19 protein-coding genes and 1 tRNA gene are annotated in these 22893 nt (G+C 65.5%); 4 read left to right on the plus strand and 16 right to left on the minus strand.

Annotated features, from left to right (window positions below; genetic code table 11):
* Nucleotides 1-48 precede the first annotated feature (48 nt).
* The 13 genes from ABD791_RS07825 to ABD791_RS07885 form a co-directional block, all read right to left on the minus strand.
* Nucleotides 49-558, minus strand: coding sequence for a hypothetical protein (locus ABD791_RS07825; RefSeq protein ID WP_345064276.1), 510 nt, complete (start codon nucleotides 556-558; stop codon nucleotides 49-51).
* A 183-nt stretch (nucleotides 559-741) separates the two neighbouring features.
* Nucleotides 742-818, minus strand: a tRNA-Leu gene (locus ABD791_RS07830).
* A gap of 53 nt (nucleotides 819-871) precedes the next feature.
* Nucleotides 872-2458: an NAD(P)/FAD-dependent oxidoreductase gene (locus ABD791_RS07835; protein WP_345064278.1), complete on the minus strand. Its 1587-nt coding sequence runs from the start codon at nucleotides 2456-2458 to the stop codon at nucleotides 872-874.
* Nucleotides 2459-2504: 46 nt separating this feature from the next.
* Nucleotides 2505-3776: a S8 family peptidase gene (locus tag ABD791_RS07840; RefSeq protein ID WP_345064281.1), complete on the minus strand. Its 1272-nt coding sequence runs from the start codon at nucleotides 3774-3776 to the stop codon at nucleotides 2505-2507.
* Nucleotides 3773-4333 carry a DUF501 domain-containing protein gene (locus ABD791_RS07845; RefSeq protein ID WP_345064284.1) on the minus strand — a complete coding sequence of 187 codons (561 nt, stop codon included), beginning with the start codon at nucleotides 4331-4333 and terminating at the stop codon, nucleotides 3773-3775. The genes ABD791_RS07840 and ABD791_RS07845 overlap by 4 nt, the downstream gene beginning before the upstream one ends.
* Nucleotides 4330-4812, minus strand: coding sequence for an FtsB family cell division protein (locus ABD791_RS07850; protein ID WP_345064287.1), 483 nt, complete (start codon nucleotides 4810-4812; stop codon nucleotides 4330-4332). Before ABD791_RS07850 ends, ABD791_RS07845 begins: the two co-directional genes overlap by 4 nt.
* A 147-nt stretch (nucleotides 4813-4959) precedes the next feature.
* Entirely contained in the window at nucleotides 4960-6240 is a 1281-nt protein-coding gene (eno, locus tag ABD791_RS07855) for a phosphopyruvate hydratase (protein ID WP_345064290.1), read from the minus strand.
* A 92-nt stretch (nucleotides 6241-6332) separates the two neighbouring features.
* On the minus strand, nucleotides 6333-7670 hold the full coding sequence (gene hisS / locus ABD791_RS07860; RefSeq protein WP_345064293.1) for a histidine--tRNA ligase: 1338 nt from the start codon (nucleotides 7668-7670) through the stop codon (nucleotides 6333-6335).
* A gap of 197 nt (nucleotides 7671-7867) precedes the next feature.
* A complete protein-coding gene (locus ABD791_RS07865; protein WP_345064295.1) occupies nucleotides 7868-8401 on the minus strand; it encodes a ferritin in 534 nt (177 codons plus the stop codon).
* A 114-nt stretch (nucleotides 8402-8515) separates the two neighbouring features.
* A complete protein-coding gene (locus ABD791_RS07870; protein ID WP_345064298.1) occupies nucleotides 8516-10282 on the minus strand; it encodes an alkaline phosphatase family protein in 1767 nt (588 codons plus the stop codon).
* 66 nt (nucleotides 10283-10348) lie between these two features.
* Nucleotides 10349-11893, minus strand: a complete 1545-nt coding sequence (locus ABD791_RS07875) for a hydantoinase/oxoprolinase N-terminal domain-containing protein (protein ID WP_345064300.1) — start codon at nucleotides 11891-11893, stop codon at nucleotides 10349-10351.
* Complete coding sequence (locus ABD791_RS07880) at nucleotides 11893-13029, minus strand: S-methyl thiohydantoin desulfurase family protein (protein ID WP_345064302.1); 1137 nt, start codon at nucleotides 13027-13029, stop codon at nucleotides 11893-11895. The genes ABD791_RS07875 and ABD791_RS07880 overlap by 1 nt, the downstream gene beginning before the upstream one ends.
* The gene (locus tag ABD791_RS07885) at nucleotides 13026-14366 is read right to left on the minus strand and encodes a cytosine permease (protein ID WP_345064305.1); all 1341 of its coding nucleotides are present in this window, start codon (nucleotides 14364-14366) and stop codon (nucleotides 13026-13028) included. The genes ABD791_RS07880 and ABD791_RS07885 overlap by 4 nt, the downstream gene beginning before the upstream one ends.
* Before the next feature lie 150 nt (nucleotides 14367-14516).
* On the opposite strand from ABD791_RS07885, the gene ABD791_RS07890 reads away from it, so the two are divergent.
* From ABD791_RS07890 to ABD791_RS07900, 3 genes are read left to right on the plus strand one after another with little or no spacing between them, the layout of a single operon-like run.
* The gene (locus tag ABD791_RS07890) at nucleotides 14517-16004 is read left to right on the plus strand and encodes a PucR family transcriptional regulator (protein ID WP_345064308.1); all 1488 of its coding nucleotides are present in this window, start codon (nucleotides 14517-14519) and stop codon (nucleotides 16002-16004) included.
* Entirely contained in the window at nucleotides 16001-17092 is a 1092-nt protein-coding gene (locus ABD791_RS07895; protein ID WP_345064311.1) for an S-methyl thiohydantoin desulfurase family protein, read from the plus strand. Before ABD791_RS07890 ends, ABD791_RS07895 begins: the two co-directional genes overlap by 4 nt.
* On the plus strand, nucleotides 17085-18755 hold the full coding sequence (locus ABD791_RS07900) for a hydantoinase/oxoprolinase family protein (RefSeq protein WP_345064313.1): 1671 nt from the start codon (nucleotides 17085-17087) through the stop codon (nucleotides 18753-18755). Before ABD791_RS07895 ends, ABD791_RS07900 begins: the two co-directional genes overlap by 8 nt.
* Nucleotides 18756-18865: 110 nt before the next feature.
* Here the strand turns inward: ABD791_RS07900 and ABD791_RS07905 are convergent, their stop codons facing one another.
* Entirely contained in the window at nucleotides 18866-19771 is a 906-nt protein-coding gene (locus ABD791_RS07905; RefSeq protein WP_345064316.1) for a nucleoside triphosphate pyrophosphohydrolase, read from the minus strand.
* A gap of 157 nt (nucleotides 19772-19928) precedes the next feature.
* On the opposite strand from ABD791_RS07905, the gene ABD791_RS07910 reads away from it, so the two are divergent.
* The gene (locus ABD791_RS07910) at nucleotides 19929-21122 is read left to right on the plus strand and encodes a Na+/H+ antiporter NhaA (protein WP_345064319.1); all 1194 of its coding nucleotides are present in this window, start codon (nucleotides 19929-19931) and stop codon (nucleotides 21120-21122) included.
* A 158-nt stretch (nucleotides 21123-21280) separates the two neighbouring features.
* Here ABD791_RS07910 and ABD791_RS07915 read toward each other — a convergent pair whose 3' ends face one another.
* Both ABD791_RS07915 and ABD791_RS07920 read right to left on the minus strand, forming a co-directional pair.
* Nucleotides 21281-22423, minus strand: coding sequence for a DUF1648 domain-containing protein (locus ABD791_RS07915; protein WP_345064321.1), 1143 nt, complete (start codon nucleotides 22421-22423; stop codon nucleotides 21281-21283).
* Nucleotides 22420-22854 (minus strand): GntR family transcriptional regulator, encoded by a 435-nt coding sequence (locus ABD791_RS07920; protein WP_345064324.1) that lies wholly within the window; start codon nucleotides 22852-22854, stop codon nucleotides 22420-22422. The genes ABD791_RS07915 and ABD791_RS07920 overlap by 4 nt, the downstream gene beginning before the upstream one ends.
* Nucleotides 22855-22893 lie beyond the last annotated feature (39 nt).

Genomic DNA, 22893 nt, shown 5'->3' on the forward strand with positions numbered 1-22893 from the left:
TCCAGTGCTCCCCGGTGGTCGAGCCCGCGACAATTGGGAATTGCCCAACTATTGCGTGGGCAGCTCATCCGGGACGCAGGTCACATCGTCGCTGACCCAGCCTGTCGCTGCAAAACTGTCCACCCGATAACCCCCCGCTGGCATCGCGATCACAGTCGCGGTTGCCAGTACCTGCCCGTCGTCCAAGTGGGAAGTGACGGTCATGTCCTCATCTGTGCCAATCGCCTTCTCAGCGGCAGGCACCTCGTCCAGTAGAGATCCAAGCCCGCGTAAGGCGACACGAATCCTCACCGGATCGTCCTCCGAGAACTGCGAACGCGCCGAGTCGCGCGGAAAAAGAGATGCCCGCTCCTCGAAATAGCGCAGCTGGTTTTGAATCGCCCCCGACCTGGTGTCGGGTCCAGGGCTGTCATCCCACTCAAGAACCCATCCAATGGAACAGTTGGACGCAAGCACCTCAGAGGTTCCTCCGACCGCGCGCGCGCCCGCGCAACCAGTCAGAGTGCCGAGAACAAGGAACGTGCAGGCGAGCACCCCAGCTTTGACGATCCTCTTCACGGTTCCTCCTCGAACGCAAAGGAAAGGCTGTTCAGCTCCCACGTGTCGAGTGTCCGCCGAGGGGTACGGCATTGTCCCGATCCAGCGTCAGCTGCCTGGCATCTTAGCCTGGTCGTTCGTAACTGCGCATTTTGCGAGAGTCATCACTGTACTTGGCGCACAGGGATTCAGGGCCGTTCACTGTGGTGCCCCCACTGGGATTCGAACCCAGACTGTGACGATTTTAAGTCGTCTGCCTCTGCCGATTGGGCTACGGGGGCGCGTCCGAGAGACTCGAACGCTTCAAGCGTAGATGGTGCAGTGTGCTGCGTTGCTACTTCGCGGCGACGGCTTCCGCAGTCTTCGCAGCGTCGGCGGCAGCAGTCTTCGACGCAGCCTTGGACGCAGCAGCCTTCGGGGCAGCGGTCTTCGACTCAGTGGTCTTCGACTCGGCAGCCGTCACAGCAGTCTTGCGCGGCGCACGAGGCGCACGCGGCGCCTTCGCAGCCGGAGCAGCAACAACCTCGGCCTTCGGAGCCGGAGCAGCAACCTCGGCCTTCGGAGCCGGAGCAGCAGGTGCAGCAGGAGCAGCAGCTACCGGCGGCTTCGGACGCGAAGCGAACTCCTCGAAGACAGCGCGCGGGGTCTCAACCGCGGCGATTCCGACGATGTCGCGGCCGAGGAAGAAGTTGTTGACCCAGCCCCAGATCACACGGATCTTGCGCTCCCAGCTCGGCATCGCCAGACCGTGGTAGCCACGGTGCGCGAACCAGGCCGGCAGACCCTTGAGGGCGAACTTGCCCGACTGGAACACGCCGTAGCCAACACCGAGGCCGGCAACCGCGCCCATGTTCTTGTGGAAGTAGTCCTTGGGGCCTTCGCCACGCAGCACGGCGACGATGTTCTTCGCGAGCAGCTTGCCCTGGCGCACAGCGTGCTGAGCGTTGGGCACGCAGTTGCCGCCCACGCCGCCGCCGCTGAGATCGGGAACGGCGGTGATGTCACCGGCGCCCCAGGCGTCGACGACGATGTCGTCTTCGGTGCCGACGCGCAGGTCGGCACGAACGCGCAGACGGCCACGCTCTTCGATCGGCAGGTCGGTGTTGCGCACGATGCCCGGGTTGGCCATGACGCCGGCAGTCCAGACGATGAGGTCGGTCTCGAAGCTCTCACCGGTCGACAGCTCGATCTTGCCGTCGACAGCGCTCGTGAGCTGCGTGTCGAGGTGGATCGTGGCGCCACGCTCGTCGAGGTTCTTGATGACCCATTTGCTGGTCTCCAAGGAAACCTCGGGCATGATGCGACCCATTGCCTCGATGAGGTGGAAGTGGGTGTCTTCGAAGTTGATCTGCGGGTAGCTCTTCAGCAGGCTGCTGGCGAACGAACGCAGCTCGGCGAAGACCTCGATGCCGGCGAAGCCGCCACCGACGACCACGAAGGTGAGCAGACGGTCGCGCTCGGGGCCGGCCGGCAGCTGGGATGCCTTGTCGAAGTTCGTCAGAACGCGGTCACGGATGGCGACGGCTTCTTCAACGGTCTTGAGGCCGATGGCTTGGTCGGCAACGCCCGGGATCGGGAAGGTGCGCGACACGGCGCCGGCGGTGACTACGACGATGTCGTAGGTGAACTCGTACGGCTCGCCGACGGGCGGCGTGATCGTCGCGGTCTTCGTGGCGTGGTTCACGTTGGTGACCTTGGCCGTGATGACGTTGGTCTTCTTGAGGTGGCGACGGTGCGCGACAACCGAGTGACGTGCCTCGATCGAACCGGCGGCAACTTCGGGCAGGAACGGCTGGTAGGTCATGTACGGCAGGGGGTCAACCATGGTGACCTCGGCTTCACCGGACCGCAACCACTTCTCAAGCTTCCAGGCGGTGTAGAAACCGGCGTAGCCACCACCGACGATGAGAATTTTGGGCACGATGAAAAGGCCTCCTACAAGATTACGGATACGCGAGATTCTACGACTAGCGACGAATTCGCTTGAAATGCCGTGCGACCCCAATGGCGAACAGCATCACTAGGATACCAAACCCTGCAAGCACAGCGAGCGGCACGCTGACATACGTCAGAGTGAGGGGGTTCGGCAACCAGGCAGCCGACAGATCGGGGCCAGGCGGAACCGGGTCGGCGATGGCCGGAATCGGTGTTTCGACGACCGGGTCAGGCTCGGGTTCTGTCACCGAATTCACCCGGCGGTGCAGGTGAATCCACGCTTTCAACAGGTCGGTGGGGGTTTCGGTCGTCGAATCCGGCACCTTCGCGGTGACGGCCGCCGCCGCATTGATCAGACCGTTTCCGTAGATCGGGCTGGGTACATCATGACCGTTGGGGTTGGCCGTGGCGATCACCCGATCCATCACACCGGCGGCATCCAACTTCGGGTAGGCCGCCCGCACCAGTGCGACAAGCCCCGAGACGATGGGCGCCGCGGCGCTCGTGCCGTCCCACTGCACATGACCGCCACCCGGCACCACTCCGACCAGTTTCTCGCTCGGCGCGGCGACAGAGATGGTGATTCCCTGCGACGACGCGTCGAAACTTGCCTTCTTGGTGCGGTCGACGCCGGCAACGGTGAGCACCCCGGGGATCGTCGCGGGGGCGCCGACCTCGGTCGTGCCACTCCCCCGGTTTCCGGCCGCTGCGACCACGACGACGTCGTGCTCAAAGGCATAGAGAAAAGCGTCGTCCCAGCTTTCAGGCCAATCAAGCGTGTTGCGCGTGAGCGACATGTTGATCACGTCGGCGCCATTGTCGACAGCCCAGCGGATGCCTTGGGCGATCTGATCGTCGTTGCTGACGGGCGACGAGGTGGACCCGAACGCAACAGACACCGCCAGAATCGACGCCTCGGGCGCCACCCCGATCACGCCGGCGTTTGGGCCATTGCCGCGTCCGGCCAGAAGCGACGAGACGAGTGTGCCGTGTTCGCTGCCCTCTCCGACGGGAGTCTGGCCGTTCGACGAACCGATGCCGGAGACATCCGTGCCGCCGACGACGACATCCTTGAGCTCGGCAACACTCGCGTCGACACCGGTGTCGATGACGGCGACGGTGACGCCCTTGCCCTTGGTGGTTTTCCACGCCTGGGTGAAGCCGTAGTCGTTGAGCCAATACTGCAGGTCGCGCACCTGGTCGGCGTGCGCGGGCGACGCATCGACGACGACGGTGCCCATGGCCAGCGCAGCGGCCAGGCCCAGGGTCAGCGCCGCGCCCAGCCGGCGCCCCGGCCGTCTCATGCGGTCGTGGTGTCCGTTGCGGTGGAGTTTGCTGCGGTGGAGTCCTGCGCGGTGTAGTCGATGCAGACGCAGACGTCGGGGCTCCAGTTGGCCCGGGCGAGCGCGAGGTCGCCGATCGGGTTGACACCGGGTCCGGCGGCCAGCGCGTGACCGGCCAGAGCGTGCAGGCACTTCACCCGCTCGGGCATGCCGCCAGAGGAGATGCCGGCGATTTCCGGCACGTCACCGAGCACGGCGCGGTCGGCGAGGAAACTCTCGTGGGCGCGAGCGTACGCAGCACGCACCTCTTCATCGTCGGCGAGGAGCTGGTTGTACTCGTTCATCACCTGGTTCGCCTCGAGAAAAGAAATCGCAGCGGTCGCACCGGGGTGGCACAGGTAGTAGGTCGTCGGGAACGGCGTGCCGTCGGCCAGCCGGGGTGCGGTCGCGACAACGGTCGGGGCTCCGCACACGCACCGTGCGGCGATGCCGACAACGTCGCGGGCCTGACGGCCGAGCTGCGCAGAAACTGTGTCGATGTCCTGCGCGGTGAATGGCTCGAAGGGGGGACGGCTCATTTGGGTGAAGGTTCCTCTGGGGCGAGACCGGCGGTCATGACTGAGGCGAAAACTGACGCCAGCCAGTCGACATCCGTGTCTTGTATTTCGGCGCTGATCGGGGCGATACCAGTGGCACCGGCCGCGGTCTGCGGAAGGTCATTGAGAACCAGGAAATTGATATCGCCTGGCAGCACATAGGACAACCGGTCGCGCGCCTGGGTGGTGACGAATGTTCGGTCGTTCCAGCGTTCGCGTTCGGTTTTCAGTTGTTCGACCGTCGCGTTCTGCTCTGTGACGGCGGCGCCCAACCGGTCAATTTCTTGACGCTGCTCAGCGTAGATGCGCAGACTGGGTGCAAGCACAACGACGGCCAGAATCAGGATGGCCATCATGACCAGTGAGAATCCTGACGAACGGATGCCGCGCAGCCAGCCACCGGTCGGCGTCGCGGTGTCATCGAGGGCGACGGCCTTCTTGTCAGTGCCTTTTCGGGCCATGACACTTCCTTCCGTTGGTTCGCACTGCCGTTCTTACTGCTGGGACATGCGCTGCTGAGACACGTGCTGCTGGGACAGAAAATGGGCCTCCGAAGCGCGGACCGGGATCCGCGCTTCGAAAGCCCTGGCAGTTATGAGACGCAGTAACTAGGCCGTGAAACGCGGGAAAGCGGAGCGGCCGGCGTAGACCGCTGCCTCACCCAGCTCTTCTTCGATCCTCAGCAACTGATTGTACTTAGCGACGCGCTCGCTGCGGGCAGGCGCACCGGTCTTGATCTGACCGGCATCCGTGGCGACGGCGAGGTCGGCGATGGTGGTGTCTTCGGTCTCACCTGAGCGGTGCGACAGAATCGCCGTGTAGCCGGCGCGCTGCGCGAGAGCGACAGCATCGAGCGTCTCGGTCAGGGTGCCGATCTGGTTGACCTTGATCAGGATCGAGTTGCCGGCCTTGAGCGCGAGGCCCTTGGCGAGGCGCTCGGGGTTGGTCACGAACAGGTCGTCGCCGACGATCTGCACCTTGTGGCCGATTTCGGCGGTGAGGTGAACGTAGCCGTCCCAGTCCTCTTCTTCCAGCGGGTCTTCGATCGAGACCAGCGGGTAAGCGTCAACCAGCTCGCCGTAGTACGCGACGAGCTCCTGCGCGGTGAGCGCCTTGCCTTCGAAGTGGTATGCGCCATCCTTGAAGAACTCGGTGGCGGCACAGTCGAGGGCCAGGGCGATGTCCTTGCCTGGCACGTAGCCGGCGATCTGGATGGCTTCGACGATGAGGTCGAGTGCCGCACGGTTGCTCGGCAGGTTCGGAGCGAATCCGCCCTCGTCGCCGAGGCCGGTGGAGAGGCCCTTCGACTGCAGCAGACCCTTGAGCGCGTGGTAGGTCTCAACGCCCCAACGCAGTGCTTCGCTGTAAGTCTCGGCGCCGAGCGGAACGATCATGAACTCCTGGATGTCCACATCGTTGTCGGCGTGCGAGCCACCGTTGATGATGTTCATCAGCGGAACCGGCAGGGTGTGTGCGTTCGGGCCACCGAGGTAGCGGAACAGCGGCAGGCCGCTGGACTTGGCTGACGCCTTGGCGACGGCCAGGCTGACGCCGAGGATGGCGTTGGCGCCGACGCGCTCCTTGTTGGCCGTGCCATCGGTTTCCATCAGAACAGCGTCAACGATGCGCTGGTCGGTCGAGTCGAGGTCTTCGACGGCCGGGCCGAGCTCGTCGAGCACAGCGTCGACGGCCTTGAGCACGCCCTTGCCGAGGTAGCGCGACTTGTCGCCATCGCGCAGCTCGTACGCCTCGAAGGCACCGGTCGATGCGCCCGACGGAACTGCGGCACGGCTGACCGTGCCATCTTCAAGCAAAACCTCGACCTCAACAGTCGGATTGCCTCGGGAGTCAAGAATTTCGCGAGCTACTACAGCCTCAATGAGAGCCACAACTATCTCCTGTGTTTTGGTGCGGATAATTTGGAGAAAACGACGGTGTATTCCGCGTTCAGTCTAGTAAGCCTCAGACGGCCCGAGAAAAGCTAGCTCCCGAGCGGCTTGAACTCGAGCGTCGCAGCGACCGCATGCGCGTCGAACACGGGGACGGATGCCGCGACGGATGCAGCGTCGGATGCAGCGTCGGATGCCTCGCTTGTGCCGGGCGCTGAGGGAACGAACGCGAAGCTTCCGAACCCGTCGGCCTCGGCCCGAGCGAGCAGCGCCTTAAGATTCTTGGTGCGCTGCGTCAGCCGCACCCGCTTGCCCTGACCCACGAGCACGAGCTTCACCGCCACGAGCTGAGCAGGGTCGGCGTCGGCGTCGTGAAGCAACACGACGGCGTTTTCTGCCGCGGCGGCATCCGTTTCAAGCAGGTCGACGATGCGTTCGAATCCGATCGAAAAACCGCACGCGGGCACGTCGGTGCCGAGAAAACGGCCGATCATGCCGTCGTAGCGGCCGCCACCGCCGAGCGAATAGCCGAGATCGGGGTGCGAGATCTCGAAGATGGTGCCGGTGTAGTAGCCCATGCCGCGCACGAGAGTGGGGTCGAAGACCAGTTCAACCTGGGGCAGTGCGGTGCGGAGGGCCAGCAGGTCGGCGTAGGCGGAGGCGTCGAGCCAGGCCGGGGTCGACTCCGGACTCGCGGCCAGGTCCCAGCCGGCCGAGCCGATGGAGGCGAGGGTGTCGGCGATGCCGTCGGTCGCGATGCCGAGGCCACCGAGTTCGGTGACGACGCCGTCGACGCCGATCTTGTCGAGCTTGTCGATGGTGATCAGGGCGCGCTCGGTCAGGTCTGCGCCGATCCCCCAGGTGCCGAGCAGGGTGCTCAGGATGCGGCGGTCGTTGATGCGGATCGAGCAGCCGGTGAGGCCGAGGGCGTCGAGTGCGGCCGAGGTGGCGCTGATCAGCTCGATCTCGGCGAGCGCACTGGCCTCGCCGATTACATCGATGTCGCACTGCATGAACTGGCGGTAGCGCCCCTTCTGCGGGCGTTCCGCGCGCCAGACCGGGGCGATCTGGATCGACCGGAACACGGTCGGCAGGTTGGCGCGGTGCGTGGCGTAGAACCGGGCGAGGGGAACCGTCAGGTCGAAGCGGAGACCGAGATCGGCCAGCGAGAGCAGGTCACCGCTCGCGGCGGCGGCTGCGACATCCGCTTCGCTCAGGCCACGCTTCATGACGGCGAAGGCGAGCTTCTCGTTGTCGCCGCCGAGGCCGGAGTGCAGGCGAGCCGAGTCCTCCATCACGGGAGTCTCAATCTCGTCGAAACCGTGTGCGGCGAAACTCGTGCGAATCACCCCGAGGGCGTGTTCACGAGTGGACTTCTCGTGGGGAAGAAAATCGCGCATGCCGCGGGGCGGGGTCACAGAAGCTGCCATGCCCCAATTCTGTCAGGTCGGCCGCACCGTTCTGAGCGCCGAGCTGCCGTCCCCCGTGCTGCGTCTCCCATTCGACGGAGATTTGTGGCCAGAACGGCTAAATCTCGCTATTTCAGGCGATTTTCGCAAGAATCTCCGTCGAATGGGAGAGCAACGCACTCAGATACGACGTGCGCGAGAAGCTGGACTGCGACGGGTTAGAGCGCCCCACCCGCAGCCGACGGCGCGTCGGAATCGGCACCCGAGTCGCCGACGGTTTCGCGGGCGACGAAGTTCTCGATGTCGAAGAGGTTGTCCTTGGCACGCTCGGCGATGGTCAGCAGGGTCGACATCGAAGCGACCTCCTCGACCTGCTCCTTGAGGAACCAGAGCATGGCCTGCTCGCCGAGAGCGTCGCCATCCGCACGAGCAGCACGGAACAGAGCCTCGATCTGCGTGGTGACCTGCTTCTCCTGGGCGAGCGCCAGGGCGATCGGCTCGACGATGTTCGCGAAGTCGTTCACCACGGCGGGGATGCCCGGAATCTCGATCCCGAGGTCGCGGTCGATGCGGTACTGCACGAGCATCATCGCGTGGTTGCGCTCTTCGATCGACTGGCGATAGAAGTGCGCGGCAAGCTGGGGCAGGTCGTGGTTGTCGAACCAGACGGCGATCGCGATGTATTGCTGCGACGCAGCGAACTCATTGCCGATCTGGCTGGACAGAAGCGCATTGAAGGATGTCTCACTCATGCTCCGACGCTACAGTCCCCACCGGGTCTGCGCGAGAGTGGACAGGCTATCCAAACCTGTTCGGGTGACGGGCCAATTGCTCTGGCCGAGGGGTCAGCTGCTCTGGCCAACACCTCAGTCGAGCGTGCCGAACAGTCCCTGGCCATGCTCGGCCAGGGCGTCGAACGCCTCACCGTAGGTTTTTGGAACCTTCGTGCCGGGCGCGCCATAGCGCGCGACCAGCAGGCCCAGCAGACCGGTGGCCGGCGAGCTGAGCGGCCGATCGCGGGCTTTCTCGTTCGGTTTCGGCACTGCCTCGGGATTCGGCGGCGTGTACTGCGGATGCGTGTCTGGCCAGTCGGATGCCGGGCGCGGCTTGGTGAGGTTCACGAGGCTGAACAGGTCATTGGCTCCGGCGTCCCGGTCGGTCAGTGGGGCCAGCCCGTGCAGGCGGCTGAGCGTGCGGGTGACCGAGGCGTGGTGCATCTCATCGTTGATCACCGTGCCAGCCTTGGTGTAGGCCGAGATGGCGATCGCCGGAACCCGCAACCCCAGCCGATCGAAGGTGAAGCCCATCTCCCCCGGCTCCGCCGTGTCGGTCGGCGGAACCGCGCGCGGCGGGCGCACATGATCGAAGGTGCCGCCGTGCTCGTCGAAGGTGACGAGAAACAGCGTGTTGTTCGCGTTGGATCCCTTCGCCGAGGCACTCGCGCGAATTGACGAGTAGACGTCGTGCAGCAGGGCTTCGCCGGCACGCACATCTGACAAGGCGCCGTTGAAGATGTCGATGCCGTCGACATCCGATTCCTCCAGCCGGCCGATCGGCGGATGCATGTCGTTGTGGTTGAAGGTCATCCGTGGCTCGATGAACGCGTAGGCGGGCAGGTTGCCGCTCTTCACATCGGCGTAGTACTGCTCCATCGTGCGGAAGTTGGTTTTCCAGTACTTCTCGAGCACCGGCGCGTGAATCATGCCCGTGAAGGAGATGAGCTGGGCTTCGTCGTAGTACACCCGCCAGCTGAGTCCCGCATCTTCGAGGCGGTTGAAGATCGTGGGTGCCGGAGCGGCGTCGAGCCATTTCTGGTAGCCGCCGTCGCCGCGGTTGGTGACGTACCCGTGGGAGGTGCTCGCGTGAAAGAACGACCTGTTGCAAAACGTCTGCGAGGGAACGGCGCAGAACCAGGAGTCGAAGACGGTGAAGTTGCGCGCCAACGTCGAGGTGACCGGGAGCATCTGCGGTGAGAACCCGCCCATGGCCACCGCAAGCTGCTCCTTGGTTGGAGCCTTGCCCTTGTTCAGCCGGCGAAAGTTGATGTCGTAGTCGCGCACGAACCCGGAGTTCTTCGGAGTCTGACCGGCAGCGGGCGCGTTGTACGGCGCCTTCCACGAACCTGCGGCGAGGTCGGCATTCGACGCGGGGTCGACCACGTCGAACAGCTGAGTGTTGACGTGCGGGTATTCCTCACCCGGGTCGGGGTTCGGCTGGCTCATGATCGAATCGGTGCTGCCGGTGTACACATGCGCGTCGATGACAGTGCCGTCGGGGGCGGTGTTCTGATAGTTGCCCATCGCCAGGCCGTCGAACTTCTGCCCGGCCGGAACGGTGTCGGGGGTGTACAGCCAGCCCAGCAGGTTGTCGAACGAGCGGTTCTCGAACATCAACACGACGACGTGGTCGAAGCCGGGTTCGTGCCGCGGGTCGAGTGGCGCGGCAATCTCGGGATCGTCCCTCACACTTGCGGCGCCGATCATTGCGCCGGCGACTCCCCCGGTGGCACCGCCGACTGCGAAGCCGGCAGCGGCAATGCCGGCGCCCTTCAGAAACGAGCGTCGGGAGGATTGGGTGGTTCCGACGTCGGCGGTGGCGGGTTTGTCGGCGGCGGGCTGGTCACGCGAAGTCATGCGCAATCATTGCATGCGAAGGTCGAGGAGGCCGCCCGCGGCCTCCTCGACAGCGAGATTTCGCGCTCAGGTGGCGAGCTTACCCACCGCTCGAGCCCGGATGAGCACCTGACCGTCCATGTAGGCCATCGGCAACTCCTCAACCTCGACGACCTCGATGGTCGAAGGGTCTGCCCCGGCCAAGCGGGCCCGCTCGACAGCCTCACCCGCCGCATCCGCTCGGAAGGCGCGACGGTCGCCGTCGGTGCGATAGATCTTCGAGATCTGGCCCGCGATCTCTCCGAGCGCGGCGCCCACCGCGTTGGCAGCCCCGAAGTGGTCAGGTCGCACGAGCACGCCGACGCCTTCGAGCTCGTCGGGGGCGATGATGCTGCCGCCACCCACCAGGATGGCGAGCACCGGAGCTGAGTTGGGCTTCATCCGGTCAATGGAGTCCTCGAGCAGCGTGCGGATCGCCGCCCACGCAGCGGCCCCGGTTGCGCCGTCGATATTCGGCTCTGCGATGCCGTCGATAGCTACGCCGCCGACAGCGAGCGCGACATCCGTCGCCGTCAGCGTCTGCCCACCGAACGCGATCGCCTCAACCGGCAGACGGTAGCCGACGCTGTCTGGTCCGAGTTCGACGCGAGAACCCACAGCACGTTGACGCACGACGGTACCGCCGCCGAGGCCCACTGACAGCACATCGGGCATGCGGAAGTTCGTGCGGATGCCGCCGATCTCGACCGCGTTCGCCGACTGGCGGGGAAAACCGTCGACGAGCACACCGATATCGGTGGTCGTGCCCCCGATATCGACAACGAGGGCGTCGGTTGCGCCCGACAGGTGTGCGGCGCCCCGAATCGAGTTCGTCGGGCCGCACCCGATGGTGAACACCGGAAACTCGAGGGCATACTCCAGCTGCATAAGCGTGCCGTCATTCTGCCCGAAATACGGCGTCGCCGTGATGCCCCGTGTGCGCAGGGCGCTGACGAAACCGTGGGCCATCGACCTGAGCGTCTCGATCAGCGCAGCGTTCAACACTGTCGCGTTCTCGCGTTCGAGCAGACCGAGCGAACCGACGCGCGCCGAGCGGGAAACAGGAACGCCGAGCTCCTCCGCGACGATCACTGCGACGCGTTCTTCCTGGCTCTCATCGATCGGAGCAAACACGCCGACAACGGCCACAGCATCGACCTCGCCACGCATCCGTTGGCACGCCTCACGAATCTCGTTTTCATCGAGGGGTGCCAGAAGTCGCCCGTCGACTTCGAAGCCCCCGGCCACGAGGTAGGCGTGCTCACCGATGGCCGCACGCAGGTCGGCTGGCCAGCCCTCGAGCGGCGGCGCCGCGGTGGTCGCCGGCGCACCGAGTCGCAGGATGCCGACTCTGCCAAGGCCCTTGCGTTGCACGATCGCGTTGGTGCAGTGCGTGGTGCCGAGCATCGCGTAGCGCACGTCTGCCGGAGCGATGCCGGCCGCGTCGAGCACCGCGTCGATCGCCGCAGCGACGCCGTCGGCGGTATCAGCGGTGGTCGGCGACTTGACCGACGCGACAACGGCCAACTGCTCGTCGAGGATCACGGCGTCGGTGTTGGTTCCACCGACATCGATTCCGATTCGGTAGCCCATTACGCGGCCTCCTGCTTCTGCGTCTGCTTGAGGGCAAGCGCCTCGACGGGCGCCCACTCCACGTCGTATCCGAAGTGCGCAGGACCCGCGGTTTCGATGCCGATCGGGGTGCGCCATTTTGCGTGGCACGGCATCCCGATCACGGTCACTCGAGCGCCGTAGCGCAGCGACTCGGTGGTGATCGGGCGACCGGTGGCCAGGTCGAGCACCGCGATGAGGTCGGGGGTCACTGCGGCGAGTTCGCCGTCACGGCGGGCGAGCAGCATCTCGTTCTGAAAGTCGAGACGAAACGCGGAGCCGCGGTAGGCGCCAACGCCGTCGAGCTCGGCGGCGCCCTTGGTGAAGCCGCCCTCGAACTGGCGTTGCAGGTCGGTGACCTTGCCGTCGAAGAGCCGCACGGCGTCGAGTTCAGCGCAGAGAGCGTCGATCCGCTCGTCGTCACGCAATCCCGCGCCAGTCGTTGAACCACGCCCGAGCAGAATCTGCCCGATGCGCTTGGCTGCGGTGAGTGTGCCGGGAATCGCGCATTCTTTGACGACCGAGCCTTCGTAGGCGTAGTCGATCATGGTGGCGGATCCGCCCATCTCGATGACCGCGGCTCGGGCGAGACGCTCAGACCACTCACCGTTGATGGGTCGGGTGACGATCTCGTTTCCGTGGTGGTCAACGAGCACGGTCGTGCCGGGGCCGTAGCCGGCCAGGTGATAGGTCACCATCTGGGCTTCGGGAAATGCCCGGCCCATCGCATCCGCATCGACGATGGGAAGCCCAGTGAGCGCGGCCGTCGCGATCGGAATCATCGAGTTGCCGCCCCCGACCTCGATCGGCATGACGGCGGTGACTTTACGTCCGACCGCACGCTCGATCGCCTCGATCACATGGCTCAGTTCTGACTCGGCGAGGATCCGCTCGATGTTCACCGATGGTGCACCGATGCCGCCGACGGGCACGACGAAGTCGTCGTCGGAGAGCTCGTCGAGGCTGATCATGCGCACCGGCGCGTTGAGACGGATGAGGCGCTGCGCGATGAGCGCACCGACGTGCGGGTCTCCCCCGCCGCCCGTTCCGAGCACGGCAGCGCCCAGGGCGATCTCTTCGACGTCGTTCTCGTCGATCAGGCGACTGTGCGCGGTCATGCGACCACCTCGGCGGCGGGTTCGGCATCGGCCGGTTTCAGCACCGGCGGCACGTACACACCGCGGTTGCGGCGACGGATGAGCGCGATCACGAGGTAGGCCAGGAATCCGACGACGATGCCGTCGAGCGACGGGATCGTCGTCAGCGTGAAGAGTCCGAGACCCAGACCGTCGGCCGGGTTGGCGGCGGCCAGAGCCGTGAGGATACCGAGGATCCAGGCACCGATTGCCCAACCGTGCACGGTCTTGATCGGGGCTCCCGCGTCGAACCGGCCGGTTCGGCGTTCGGTGAAGAACGCAGCCAGGTACACCCCGCCGAACGGGGCAATGATGATACCGATCGCGGAGATGAAGGGAACGAAGTAGTCAGACGCCCCGAGAACGGCGATGACGGTGCCGACGACACCGCCGATGATCGTGAGCGTGCGGCGGTTCAAGCGGCCATTCAGCGACGAGAAACTGAGGGCTGCCGAGTAAATGTTGGTGGTGTTGGTAGTCCACTGCGCGAGGATCAGCACGATGATCGCGATGACGCCGATGCCAAGCATGAAGTAGATCGTGACCAATTCGCTCGCCTCCATGACGCGCGCCAGCACGATCGCGACGACGATGATGATCGAGTTGCCGAAGAAAAAACCGACGAAACCGGCAGCCATCGCGTGCTTCGGCGTCTTCGCCCAGCGCGCCATGTCAGGCGCCAACACGACTCCCATGATGAAGATGCCCATCACGAGCGACACCGCGCTGCCGAATGTGAAGACCACTTCGACCGGCGCATCGAGTCCGGCGGTGCCGCGCGCGACGAAGGCGAGGATAACGCCGAGCAAGAGCAGCGCGAGCAACAGCGGTACGGCGAGCGTCGAGAGCTTCGAGATCGAACGGTAGCCCCACAGCGCGGTCAACACCATCAGGGCACCACCAATCAGGGTGAAGATCCAGCTCGGTGCATCGAATCCGGTCAGCTCGGTCCAGGCCATCTGCGCGTTGGTGCCGAGGAATCCGGCCTGCACGGCGAACCATCCGAGCAGACACACGGCGATCACCAGGGCCAGCACGGACCCGCCGATCTTGCCGAACACGGCGCGGGAGATCATTGCAGACGAGAAACCGGTCGAGACGCCGACGTAGGCGCAGGCCATGGCGAGCAGGCCGAGCAACAGCGAGCCGAGCATCGTCGCACCGATCGACGCCCAGAAGTCCATGCCTCCGGCTAGGGCAATACCGAGGAATGCACCCGAGAGATCAATGCCGATCGCGATCCAGACCGCGGCGATCGAGAGCCATGGCTTTCGTTGGTCAAGAGGAACTACGCCATGTTCGTAATCGTCGGTATTCATCGTGGTCCTTGAGGGTATCGGAGGGATGGGAGAAGTGAAGTGGGGGTGGGGGTCCGACCACGCTTGTGAGCATATTCCGGCAGAAACCCGATGCTTTGTGCCAAGAGCTCAAGGATTGGTACCGAATTGTGCAACCAGTACAATCAGGTCATGATCACGCTGCCCGAGCTGCTCTCCGATACCGAGCTGCAACGCCTGCACCTGCTGGCGGGCGACCCCTCCGACATCGAGATCGAGCAGATCGGCTTCGTCGAAGAGCTGGATTCACTCGAGCCCTCAGACCAGCGCCGACTGCTCGTCGCGGGACACGGCTGCTCACGATCCTTCGCCACCGACGACCTGCTCGATGTGACTTTGCTCGCGCTCTCCTCATACGGCGTCACCGCACTCGTGCTCACCGGAGCGCTTCCGGCCCTGAGGTTGGGGCAGTCGACCCGGCGTCTGGCACACCGGCTCGGCCTCGCCGTGTACACCTCCCCCGAATCGCTCTCAACTCCCGAGCTGCTCGGACGCCTCACCTCGGCCCTCGCCGGCGACGCAGAGCACGCCCTCCTCAGCATCGAAGGCTTCATCAATGCGCTGCAGGTGGATCTCGGGCAAACGGATGCCGAGCTGCCAGAAATCCCCGAACTCCTGGAGATTGCGAGCCGGACACTCAACCGCCCGGTCGAATTCCGCTCCCCCGACCAGGTCGGGCATGGCCGCCCGGTCCACGTCGATGGCCTGATCGTCGGCGTGGTGACGGCACCCTCAGAACCGGGCAATGCCGCGGTCGTGGCTGAGCTGGTCACCACCGTGTTGGCCCTGGTTATTGAACGCACCCTGCACGAACAGGGTCGACGTCAGCGCGGTACGGCGCCCGGTCGGGATGCGGTTCTCAGCGAGCTCCTCGTTGCGACCGACGACCACGCCGTGCGGTTGATCAACCAGGCACGAGAACTCGACGTGCCGATCGATGGCTGGCACCGCGCCTTCATGCTGTTGCCTCCACCCGTCACTGAACCGTGGAGCCCCGAGTTTCTGATCGGTCTCGGTCAGATCGCCGTGCAAGCGACCCGACAGGAGCACCGCTGGCTGCTCGCCCGGTCAGAGGGCGCCCTCATTCTGATCGAAACCTGGGGGCGAGATCCGCGGCCCACCGATTCCGGATTGAGCCAGGCGAATGCGATCCTCGGCGCGCTCGCCATCCATTTCCCTGCCATGGCCCTGCGTTGCGGCATCGGCACCGCACACAATGCGGTGACCGGCCTTCGGGCATCCGTCGCGGAGTGCCGGGTGGCACTCAATCGCTCGCGCGGTCCGCGTATCGCCCAGTACGACGCCGCCGGAATGCGGCCCATCATCGTGGAACTCGCCAACGCCGGCGCCGCCCGCGTCGCGGTGCGCGAGTTGCTGCAACCGCTCATCGCCCTGGGTGGTGCAAAGGCCACCCAGGCGATCTTCACGCTCCAGACGTATCTCGACGAGCACGGTTCGCTGGCTCGCACCGCCGAGCGCCTCAACCTGCATCGCAACTCCGTGGCCTACCGGGTGCGTCAGGCCCGCGACCTGCTCGAGGTCGACATCGGCGACCCTGACCAGCGGCTGGCCCTCCAGCTGGCCTGCCGCGCCTACCTCCTGACGATGGTTCCCGAATGAGCGCCGCACAGATGATGAGCGCACAATCGCTCGAACAGCTTGCCGACGGCTGCGCGGTGTTGGGCGGCGGAGGGGGCGGCAGCATCCGTGAAAGTCTTCTCGCGGCCCAGCAGGCTTTCGAAGACTTCGGACCGGTCACGCTGATTGATCTCGACAGTCTCGACGATGACGCATTGATCATGCCGTGCGGGCTCCTCGGCGCGCCGGCGGTGGCCGAAGAGAAACTCGGCGATGGTCGAGAGGGAGCCTGGTTGCGTGACCGCATCGAGCACCTCACCGGTCGGCGCGTCGCAGCGTTCATGCCGAGCGAGGTTGGCGGTGCCAACGGTGTGAGTCCGTTCGGCTGGGCGGCGTGCGCCGGTGTGCCGATCGTCGATGCGGATGGCATGGGCCGCGCGTTTCCGCATATGCGGCAGGTGACGATGCGTCTGGCCGGCATCGATCCTGGCCCGAGCGTGATGACCGATGAGCGCGGCAATATCAGCGTCTTTCATCCGAACGACGTGGACTGGCTGGAACGCGTTTACCGCATGGCGGCCACGGCCTCCGGCGGTTTGACGGTCACAGCCGAATTTCTCATGTCCGCCGCCGAGGCCCGCGGCGCGGTGATCAGGGGTTCGCTCGGGCGCGCCCTCCGCATCGGTCAGGCCAGACTCTCCTCCGACCCGCTCGCGTCTCTCCTGGGCGCCGCCGACGCGACGACGCTGATTGAAGGACGCATCGTCGAGATCGACTGGGCGGACCGGCGCCCCAGAGCCCGTGGTTCGATCAGCGTCGAGGGGGCTGGTCATGACGAGGGGAGATGGCTTCGACTCGAGTTGCAGGATGAGATTCTGCTCGCTCTCGAGAATGGCCGACCGCTCGCCGTCGTACCCGACATCATCACGGTGCTCGACTCGTTCGACTACCGGGCGATCCCCACCGAGGACCTACGCCTCGGTCAGCGCGTCGTTGTCGTGGCGATGCCCTCGGCCGACGTCTGGATGACGCCGGCCGGGCTGCAGCTTGTCGGCCCGCGGGCCTTCGGATATGACCTCGAGCATCCGCGAAACACGCTTCCGGCCTCGGGACGAGACCGAGATGTCTAAGCTGACTAGGCCGATCCCGGCGGCCACAGTGAACGCGGTGCTCGAACCGAGCGAGCTGACCCACCCGAGCAACTCGACCGCCGAAACCGAAACCGAGTATCGGCTCGGTCTCGACATCGGCAAGACCCACGTTGATGCGGTGCTTCTCGACCCCGATGACACGCTCGTAGCGAAGCTGAAGATCCCAGCGGTCGCCGACGCCACCGATGGCGCCGGCGACGCGATCGTGCGCATCCTGCAGCAGAGCGGCATCCGTGCGGCGCAGGTCACCCGAATCATGATCGGCACGAATCGCCCGATGATGTCGCTGCTCGCTGGCCGCGGTCTTGAGCCGGTGGCCGTCATACGCGTGGGTGACCCCTCGAGCCGCGCCGTGCGGCCACTTTTCGGTTGGCCGACGACGTTGCGCGCGGCGGTCTCGATCGGCGAATGCATCGTCGACGGAGGGTCGGAGATCGACGGCAGGCCAGCCGCCCCGCTCGATGAGTCGGCGCTCGTCGCCTTTCTGCGCGCGCTGCGCACCCCGGCAGGGGTGGCGGTGACTGCGGTGCTCTCAGCGGCTGATCCCGGCCCGGAAATTGCCGTGAAAAATATCGTTCGCCGGGAGCTCGGACCCGACGTCAGCGTCTCGATGAGCCATGAGATCGGCTCCCGCGGGCTGCTGGCGCGGGAGAATGCCACGGTGCTGAATGCGGCGCTCGTGGGAACCATGCGCCGCTTTGCCGACGAGCTCACCGCTGTCCTGCATGCCAACAATCTGGGTCGCGCGTCCGTCTACGTGACCCGCAATGACGGATCGCTGATGTCGCTCGCGCTGGCACAGCATTTTCCGGTGCTCACGATCAACAGCGGCCCGGCGAATGCCCTGCACGGCGCTGCGCGGCTTTCCGGGGTGAACGATGCGCTGGTGCTCGACGTCGGCGGAACGACCACCAACATCGGAATGCTCGTCGGAGGCGAGCCCCAGGGCTCGGCGCTCGGGGCGCAGCTGGCCGGCATCCAGATGAATTTTCGCATGCCCGATATCGCCACCGTGCGGATTGGCGGCAGGACCCCGGTGCGCGCCGACCCGGATGCACCGAACGGGGTGCGGCTCGGCGACGATCCACCTGGCGACCTCGGCGACGTCTCTTCTGGCAGCCAGGGGCTCCCGGCCATCCCGGTGACTGTTCGGCCCACAGCGACGCTCGCCGAAGCCGTCGCCGCTCGTGGGGACGACGCTGCCCCGGCGGCCCTGCGAGATGCCACACGACAGGCGGTGCGAAGCATCCTCACCCTGCATGCGGGCCGGGTTCGCAACGAACGCGGTGTGCTGCCGTTGATTGCGGTCGGCGGTGCCCAAGCGTTGGTTCCCGAACGCCTGTTGAACGCGAGCCATATCATCCGTCCGCTGCATGGCGATGTCGCCAGTGCAATCGGGGCCGCGACGGCCAGTGTCGGCGGCGAGGTTGAAACAATCGTGAACTTGCTGGTCATCTCGCGGGCGCGGGCCATCGAGGATGCCAGCGCGCGCGCTTGCCGGCACGCCGTCCGGGCCGGGGCCGACCCGCGCGCCGTGGCTGTCGTCGCGATAGAGGAGACGCCACTCACCTACGTCGGCGATTCCCTTGTGCGCTTTCGGGTTAGAGCGTCAGGGCCGGCCAGGACCGGCGCTGCCCGATAGCCGTGCAGCTGGGCGCTCGTGCATCCCGGTGGTCGAGACGGTCGAGACGGTCGAGACGGTCGAGACTCGGTGACCCGCTCTCGCGATCTGCTCAGGAGATCTCGACAGACTTAATCACCGTTCGTCGGGGTGCCGATCACTCCGGCGTCGAAGGGGTCGCTGCCGGCGGCCCCCTCGACACCGAGCGCATCGGAGCCGTGCATCTCTGCTTCGGCGCCCCGAATCTCGTCTTGCAGATCGCGCACCGCAGCGCGCAACGCACGTTCGGCATCCAGCCCCTGCGCCTTCGCCGCCGCGACGATCGCCAACAGCAGCGGGCCCAGCTCGTCTTCGCTCCCCAGTGCCATCGACGGCTCGGCCTCAGCGTCGATCAAACCGATCTTCTCCGCCCGGCCCAACACCTTGTCGGCCAGCGCGAGCGCCGGCATCCCCTGCGGAATTCCGTCGAGCACACTGGTGCGGTGGGGCTTCTCCTGCGCCTTGAAGTCGTCCCAAGCCGCGACGACATCGTCGGCGGTGTCCAGCGTCAGGTCGCCGAAAACGTGGGGATGCCGGCCGACCATCTTCTGCGTCATCGCCGCCGCGACATCCTGAATGTCAAAGTCTTCGCCGCTCGTGTGCGCCGCGATGTCGGCATGGAAGAGCACTTGATAGAGCACGTCGCCGAGTTCCTCCAGCATCTCCTCGCGGCTGCCTGACTCGATCGCCTCGATGAGCTCGTGGGTCTCCTCGGTCAGGTATTGCACGAGGGAGGCGTGCGTCTGGTCGGCGTCCCAGGGGCATCCGCCGGGGGCCCGCAGCTGTGCCACCGTGTCGATCAAGGTGTCGAGGGCGCTCGGGGTCGATGCCGGTGCTGCTGATGAGCCGGGCGTCGCAGAGGTGGCGGTTGCGGAGTCAGGGGTTTCGACCGGGGTTGCAACCGGGGTTGCGACCGGGGCTGCGACTGGCTCACGCGCGGGCACGGATGCAGCGGAAGCGGCACTGGCAGGCGGTGCCAAGAAAAGGGGGTTGGTCACGAAGTGCTCCTCTGGGTTGCTTCCATCGTAGGCATGCGAGCGGCTCCAAACGGGGTTTTGCTAAGCTGAACGCGGTGAGCCGGGAAGTCTGGTCGGCGGACGAAGCAATTCGTTCTTACGCTCTTCGACCACCCCCGACGGGGCAGGCAGGACTCCCATGAAAATCATCCGCTCCGAGCGCTACGCCGCCGGACTACTTCTCGCCGCTGCGGCACTCGGCCTGATCCTGGCGAACACGCCCATCGGGCCCGCATTGATCACCGCCCTCGGCACCCACATCGACATGCCGCTTCTCGGCCTCGACCTGTCGACCAAGCACTGGATCAGCGACGGTTTGCTGGCCATCTTCTTCTTTCTCGTCGCCGTCGAGCTGAAGCGTGAACTCGTCATCGGCGATCTGAACAGCTTCAGCAAGGCCGCCCTTCCTGCGATGGCCGCTTTCGGCGGAGTGCTCATCCCGGCCGGCGTCTACCTTCTGATCACGGCCGGCAGCGGGCTCAGCTCGGGTTGGCCCGTGCCGACCGCCACCGACATCGCCTTCGCGCTGGGCGTGCTTGCCGTCTTCGGCCGCGGCATCCCGACCCGCGTGCGCGTGTTTCTACTCGCCCTCGCCGTGCTCGACGACCTCGTCGCGATTCTGATCATCGCCTTCTTCTTCACCCAGGACGCCCAGCTGCAGTACATCGGCTACGCCGCCATCACGGCCACCGTTTTCGGGCTGGTGAGCCGGATGCTGAAGCCCCGGTCGGCATGGGTGCTCTCGCGTCGTGCGGCCTGGCCGCTCGTCATCGTGCTGGTCATTCTCGGAGTGCTCACCTGGTACTTCACGCTGCGTTCCGGGGTTCACGCCACGATCGCCGGCGTCATCCTGGGGCTCGTGATGGCCCGTGTTCCGGCCGGTCGTGCACACCACATCCTCGAGCCGTACTCCAATGGAATCGTGCTGCCCTTGTTCGCGTTCACCGCCGCGATGGTTGCCATTCCGCAGGTGTCGGTCGGTCAACTCAGCCCGGCCTTTTGGGGCATCCTGGTCGCGTTGCCGGTGGGCAAGCTGCTCGGCATCACCGCGGCCGGCGGGCTCGGCAGTCTGATCGCCAGGCGGCGGGACCGGCCGGCGCTGAATCTGCCCGACATCATGATGGTCGCCTGTCTCGGCGGGATCGGCTTCACGGTGTCGCTGCTGATGAGCGAGCTGGCGTTCGCCAGGCAGCCGGAGGTTGCCGATGAGGGAACTCTCGCCGTGCTGCTCGGTTCGGGAATCTCCATCGTTGCCGCGGCCATCTTCGTGAGCGTGCGGGCCAAGCACTATCGCCGCACCGCGCACCACCACGAGGCTGTGGCTGCCGAGTAGTCGTACCCCACCCGTTCCCGCCCGCACAATCGTCTGGTGCGCTTTCCCATTCGACGGAGATTTTGGCAGATTCACGCGATTTCAGCCCGGTTGGGGCGGTTTGCGAACAAATCTCCGTCGAATGGGCGCTGGGCAGTGCGGTACCGGGCTAGTTCGGGCTAGTTCGGGCTGATGGTGGCGAAGATCACAACACCGATGATGATCAGTACCGGAATCGTCATGATCGCGATTCCGCCCGGGTGACCGAGGTTCACCGTCCAGCCGACCCCGAACCGCTTCGGCACCCAGAGCGCCGGATCATCGCGGTTGAGGTAGATCATGCCGCCCTTCCAGAAGCGATCATCGTCGGGGGTGTCGGCACGATGCGCCGTGCTCGGCAGCGAACCGGCCGACGTGCCGGCACCTGACACTCCCGCTGCAGCGACGACGGCCGCACCCTGTCGCACAATCCGGCGCTGACGAACCAGGAAGACCACGATCACCGCAAAAAGCAGCACCGGACCGACGATGCCCACCGCGAGATTCGCCCCGACATTGTGCGGTGCGTACCAGGCCAACAGGCTGAGCGCTGCGAACAGTGCTGCGATCACCAGAGTGATCTGGCCGACGAGCTGCTGCATCAGCTGCTGCATGGCGAGCTGCTGCTCTGCGCCGTAGTCGGCGACTCGGCGCATCGGAATCCGGCCGGTCAGACGGGCGACGACGAAAAGAAACGCGGTCATGCCGAGCCCGATCAGAAGTGGACCGAAAACCGACCAAACGGACTTCGTTGCGAAGCCGTCGGCCACGCCCGCAGCATTCCAGTGGGTGGCCAGGGTCTCGGGCAGCGAGTCGTAGACCGACACTCCCACCGCGGCGACCGCGGTGAGCAACAGGGTGCTTGCGACATACCAACCGATCGGGGTGGAAGCGTGTGTCGACGTGGCGGTGAGCGTTCCGCTCAGCCGCACCGGAACATCCTGATACCAGTGCCCGGCCGCCTTGGCGCGCTGAATGCTCGTGCGCGCCAACCAATAGGAGCTGAACGAGAAGATCAGAAGCACGAAGATCGGCACGATGACTGCCGAGACGGGCGACACCGCCGCGAAGATGAAGGTCAGGGCGACACTCACGGCCAGGGCGATGGCAATGCCAACGCGGTAGCGCCGCACGGCCGCGCCGATGACCGGTTCACCGACACGCTCCTGCGGGATGCTCACACCGAGCGGTAACGTCGGCCGTGTGATCGAGGGCATCAGATACAACATCACGGCTATAAAGATCGTGGTGACGAGCGGAAGAACAAGTGCGAACCAACTCATGCGATTTCAAGACTCTCCGTGTGAGGTGAATGGGGTGCCGCGCTGCGCCGCGCGGCGAAGGACTGCACGATCTGCTCGGTGCGCGCCAGAATCTCGGCGTCGGTGACGCCCTGCACAATCGCTTCGGCAAGCAGCGTCGAGAGTCGCGCCGACCAATCGTCGGCGAAGCTCGGTGCGGCCGCGACGTCGCCGGGGCCGCGAGCGATCACCGAACCTGACTTGTGGTTGGTGCGAATCAGGCCCTCCTGACGCAACGCGTCGTAAGCCTTGCTCACCGTCTGCACATTGATGCCGAATTCGAGGGCGAGCTGGCGCACCGAGGCGAGCTGCTCCCCCGGCACGAGCACGCCGGCGGCGATCGCCTCGACCGTGCGGTCTCTGATCTGCTGATAAATCGGGACTTGTGACTGCGGATCGATTTCAATCTGCATGATTGCCCCTCCAATCTGTTCCGTCTGTACCACTATAGA

It is taken from the genome of Glaciibacter kafniensis (assembly GCF_039538945.1).
Classification (GTDB): domain Bacteria; phylum Actinomycetota; class Actinomycetes; order Actinomycetales; family Microbacteriaceae; genus Cryobacterium; species Cryobacterium kafniensis.

Bases quoted from the DNA above. Each gene is read 5' to 3' on its own strand.
- ABD791_RS07840 (WP_345064281.1), bottom strand. From the start codon at position 3,776: ATGAGACGGCCGGGGCGCCGGCTGGGCGCGGCGCTGACCCTGGGCCTG.
- ABD791_RS07845 (WP_345064284.1), bottom strand. From the start codon at position 4,333: ATGAGCCGTCCCCCCTTCGAGCCATTCACCGCGCAGGACATCGACACA.
- ABD791_RS07850 (WP_345064287.1), bottom strand. From the start codon at position 4,812: ATGGCCCGAAAAGGCACTGACAAGAAGGCCGTCGCCCTCGATGACACC.
- hisS (WP_345064293.1), bottom strand. From the start codon at position 7,670: ATGGCAGCTTCTGTGACCCCGCCCCGCGGCATGCGCGATTTTCTTCCC.
- ABD791_RS07865 (WP_345064295.1), bottom strand. From the start codon at position 8,401: ATGAGTGAGACATCCTTCAATGCGCTTCTGTCCAGCCAGATCGGCAAT.
- ABD791_RS07870 (WP_345064298.1), bottom strand. From the start codon at position 10,282: ATGACTTCGCGTGACCAGCCCGCCGCCGACAAACCCGCCACCGCCGAC.
- ABD791_RS07875 (WP_345064300.1), bottom strand. From the start codon at position 11,893: ATGGGCTACCGAATCGGAATCGATGTCGGTGGAACCAACACCGACGCC.
- ABD791_RS07880 (WP_345064302.1), bottom strand. From the start codon at position 13,029: ATGACCGCGCACAGTCGCCTGATCGACGAGAACGACGTCGAAGAGATC.
- ABD791_RS07885 (WP_345064305.1), bottom strand. From the start codon at position 14,366: ATGAATACCGACGATTACGAACATGGCGTAGTTCCTCTTGACCAACGA.
- ABD791_RS07890 (WP_345064308.1), top strand. From the start codon at position 14,517: ATGATCACGCTGCCCGAGCTGCTCTCCGATACCGAGCTGCAACGCCTG.
- ABD791_RS07895 (WP_345064311.1), top strand. From the start codon at position 16,001: ATGAGCGCCGCACAGATGATGAGCGCACAATCGCTCGAACAGCTTGCC.
- ABD791_RS07900 (WP_345064313.1), top strand. From the start codon at position 17,085: ATGTCTAAGCTGACTAGGCCGATCCCGGCGGCCACAGTGAACGCGGTG.
- ABD791_RS07910 (WP_345064319.1), top strand. From the start codon at position 19,929: ATGAAAATCATCCGCTCCGAGCGCTACGCCGCCGGACTACTTCTCGCC.
- ABD791_RS07915 (WP_345064321.1), bottom strand. From the start codon at position 22,423: ATGAGTTGGTTCGCACTTGTTCTTCCGCTCGTCACCACGATCTTTATA.
- ABD791_RS07920 (WP_345064324.1), bottom strand. From the start codon at position 22,854: ATGCAGATTGAAATCGATCCGCAGTCACAAGTCCCGATTTATCAGCAG.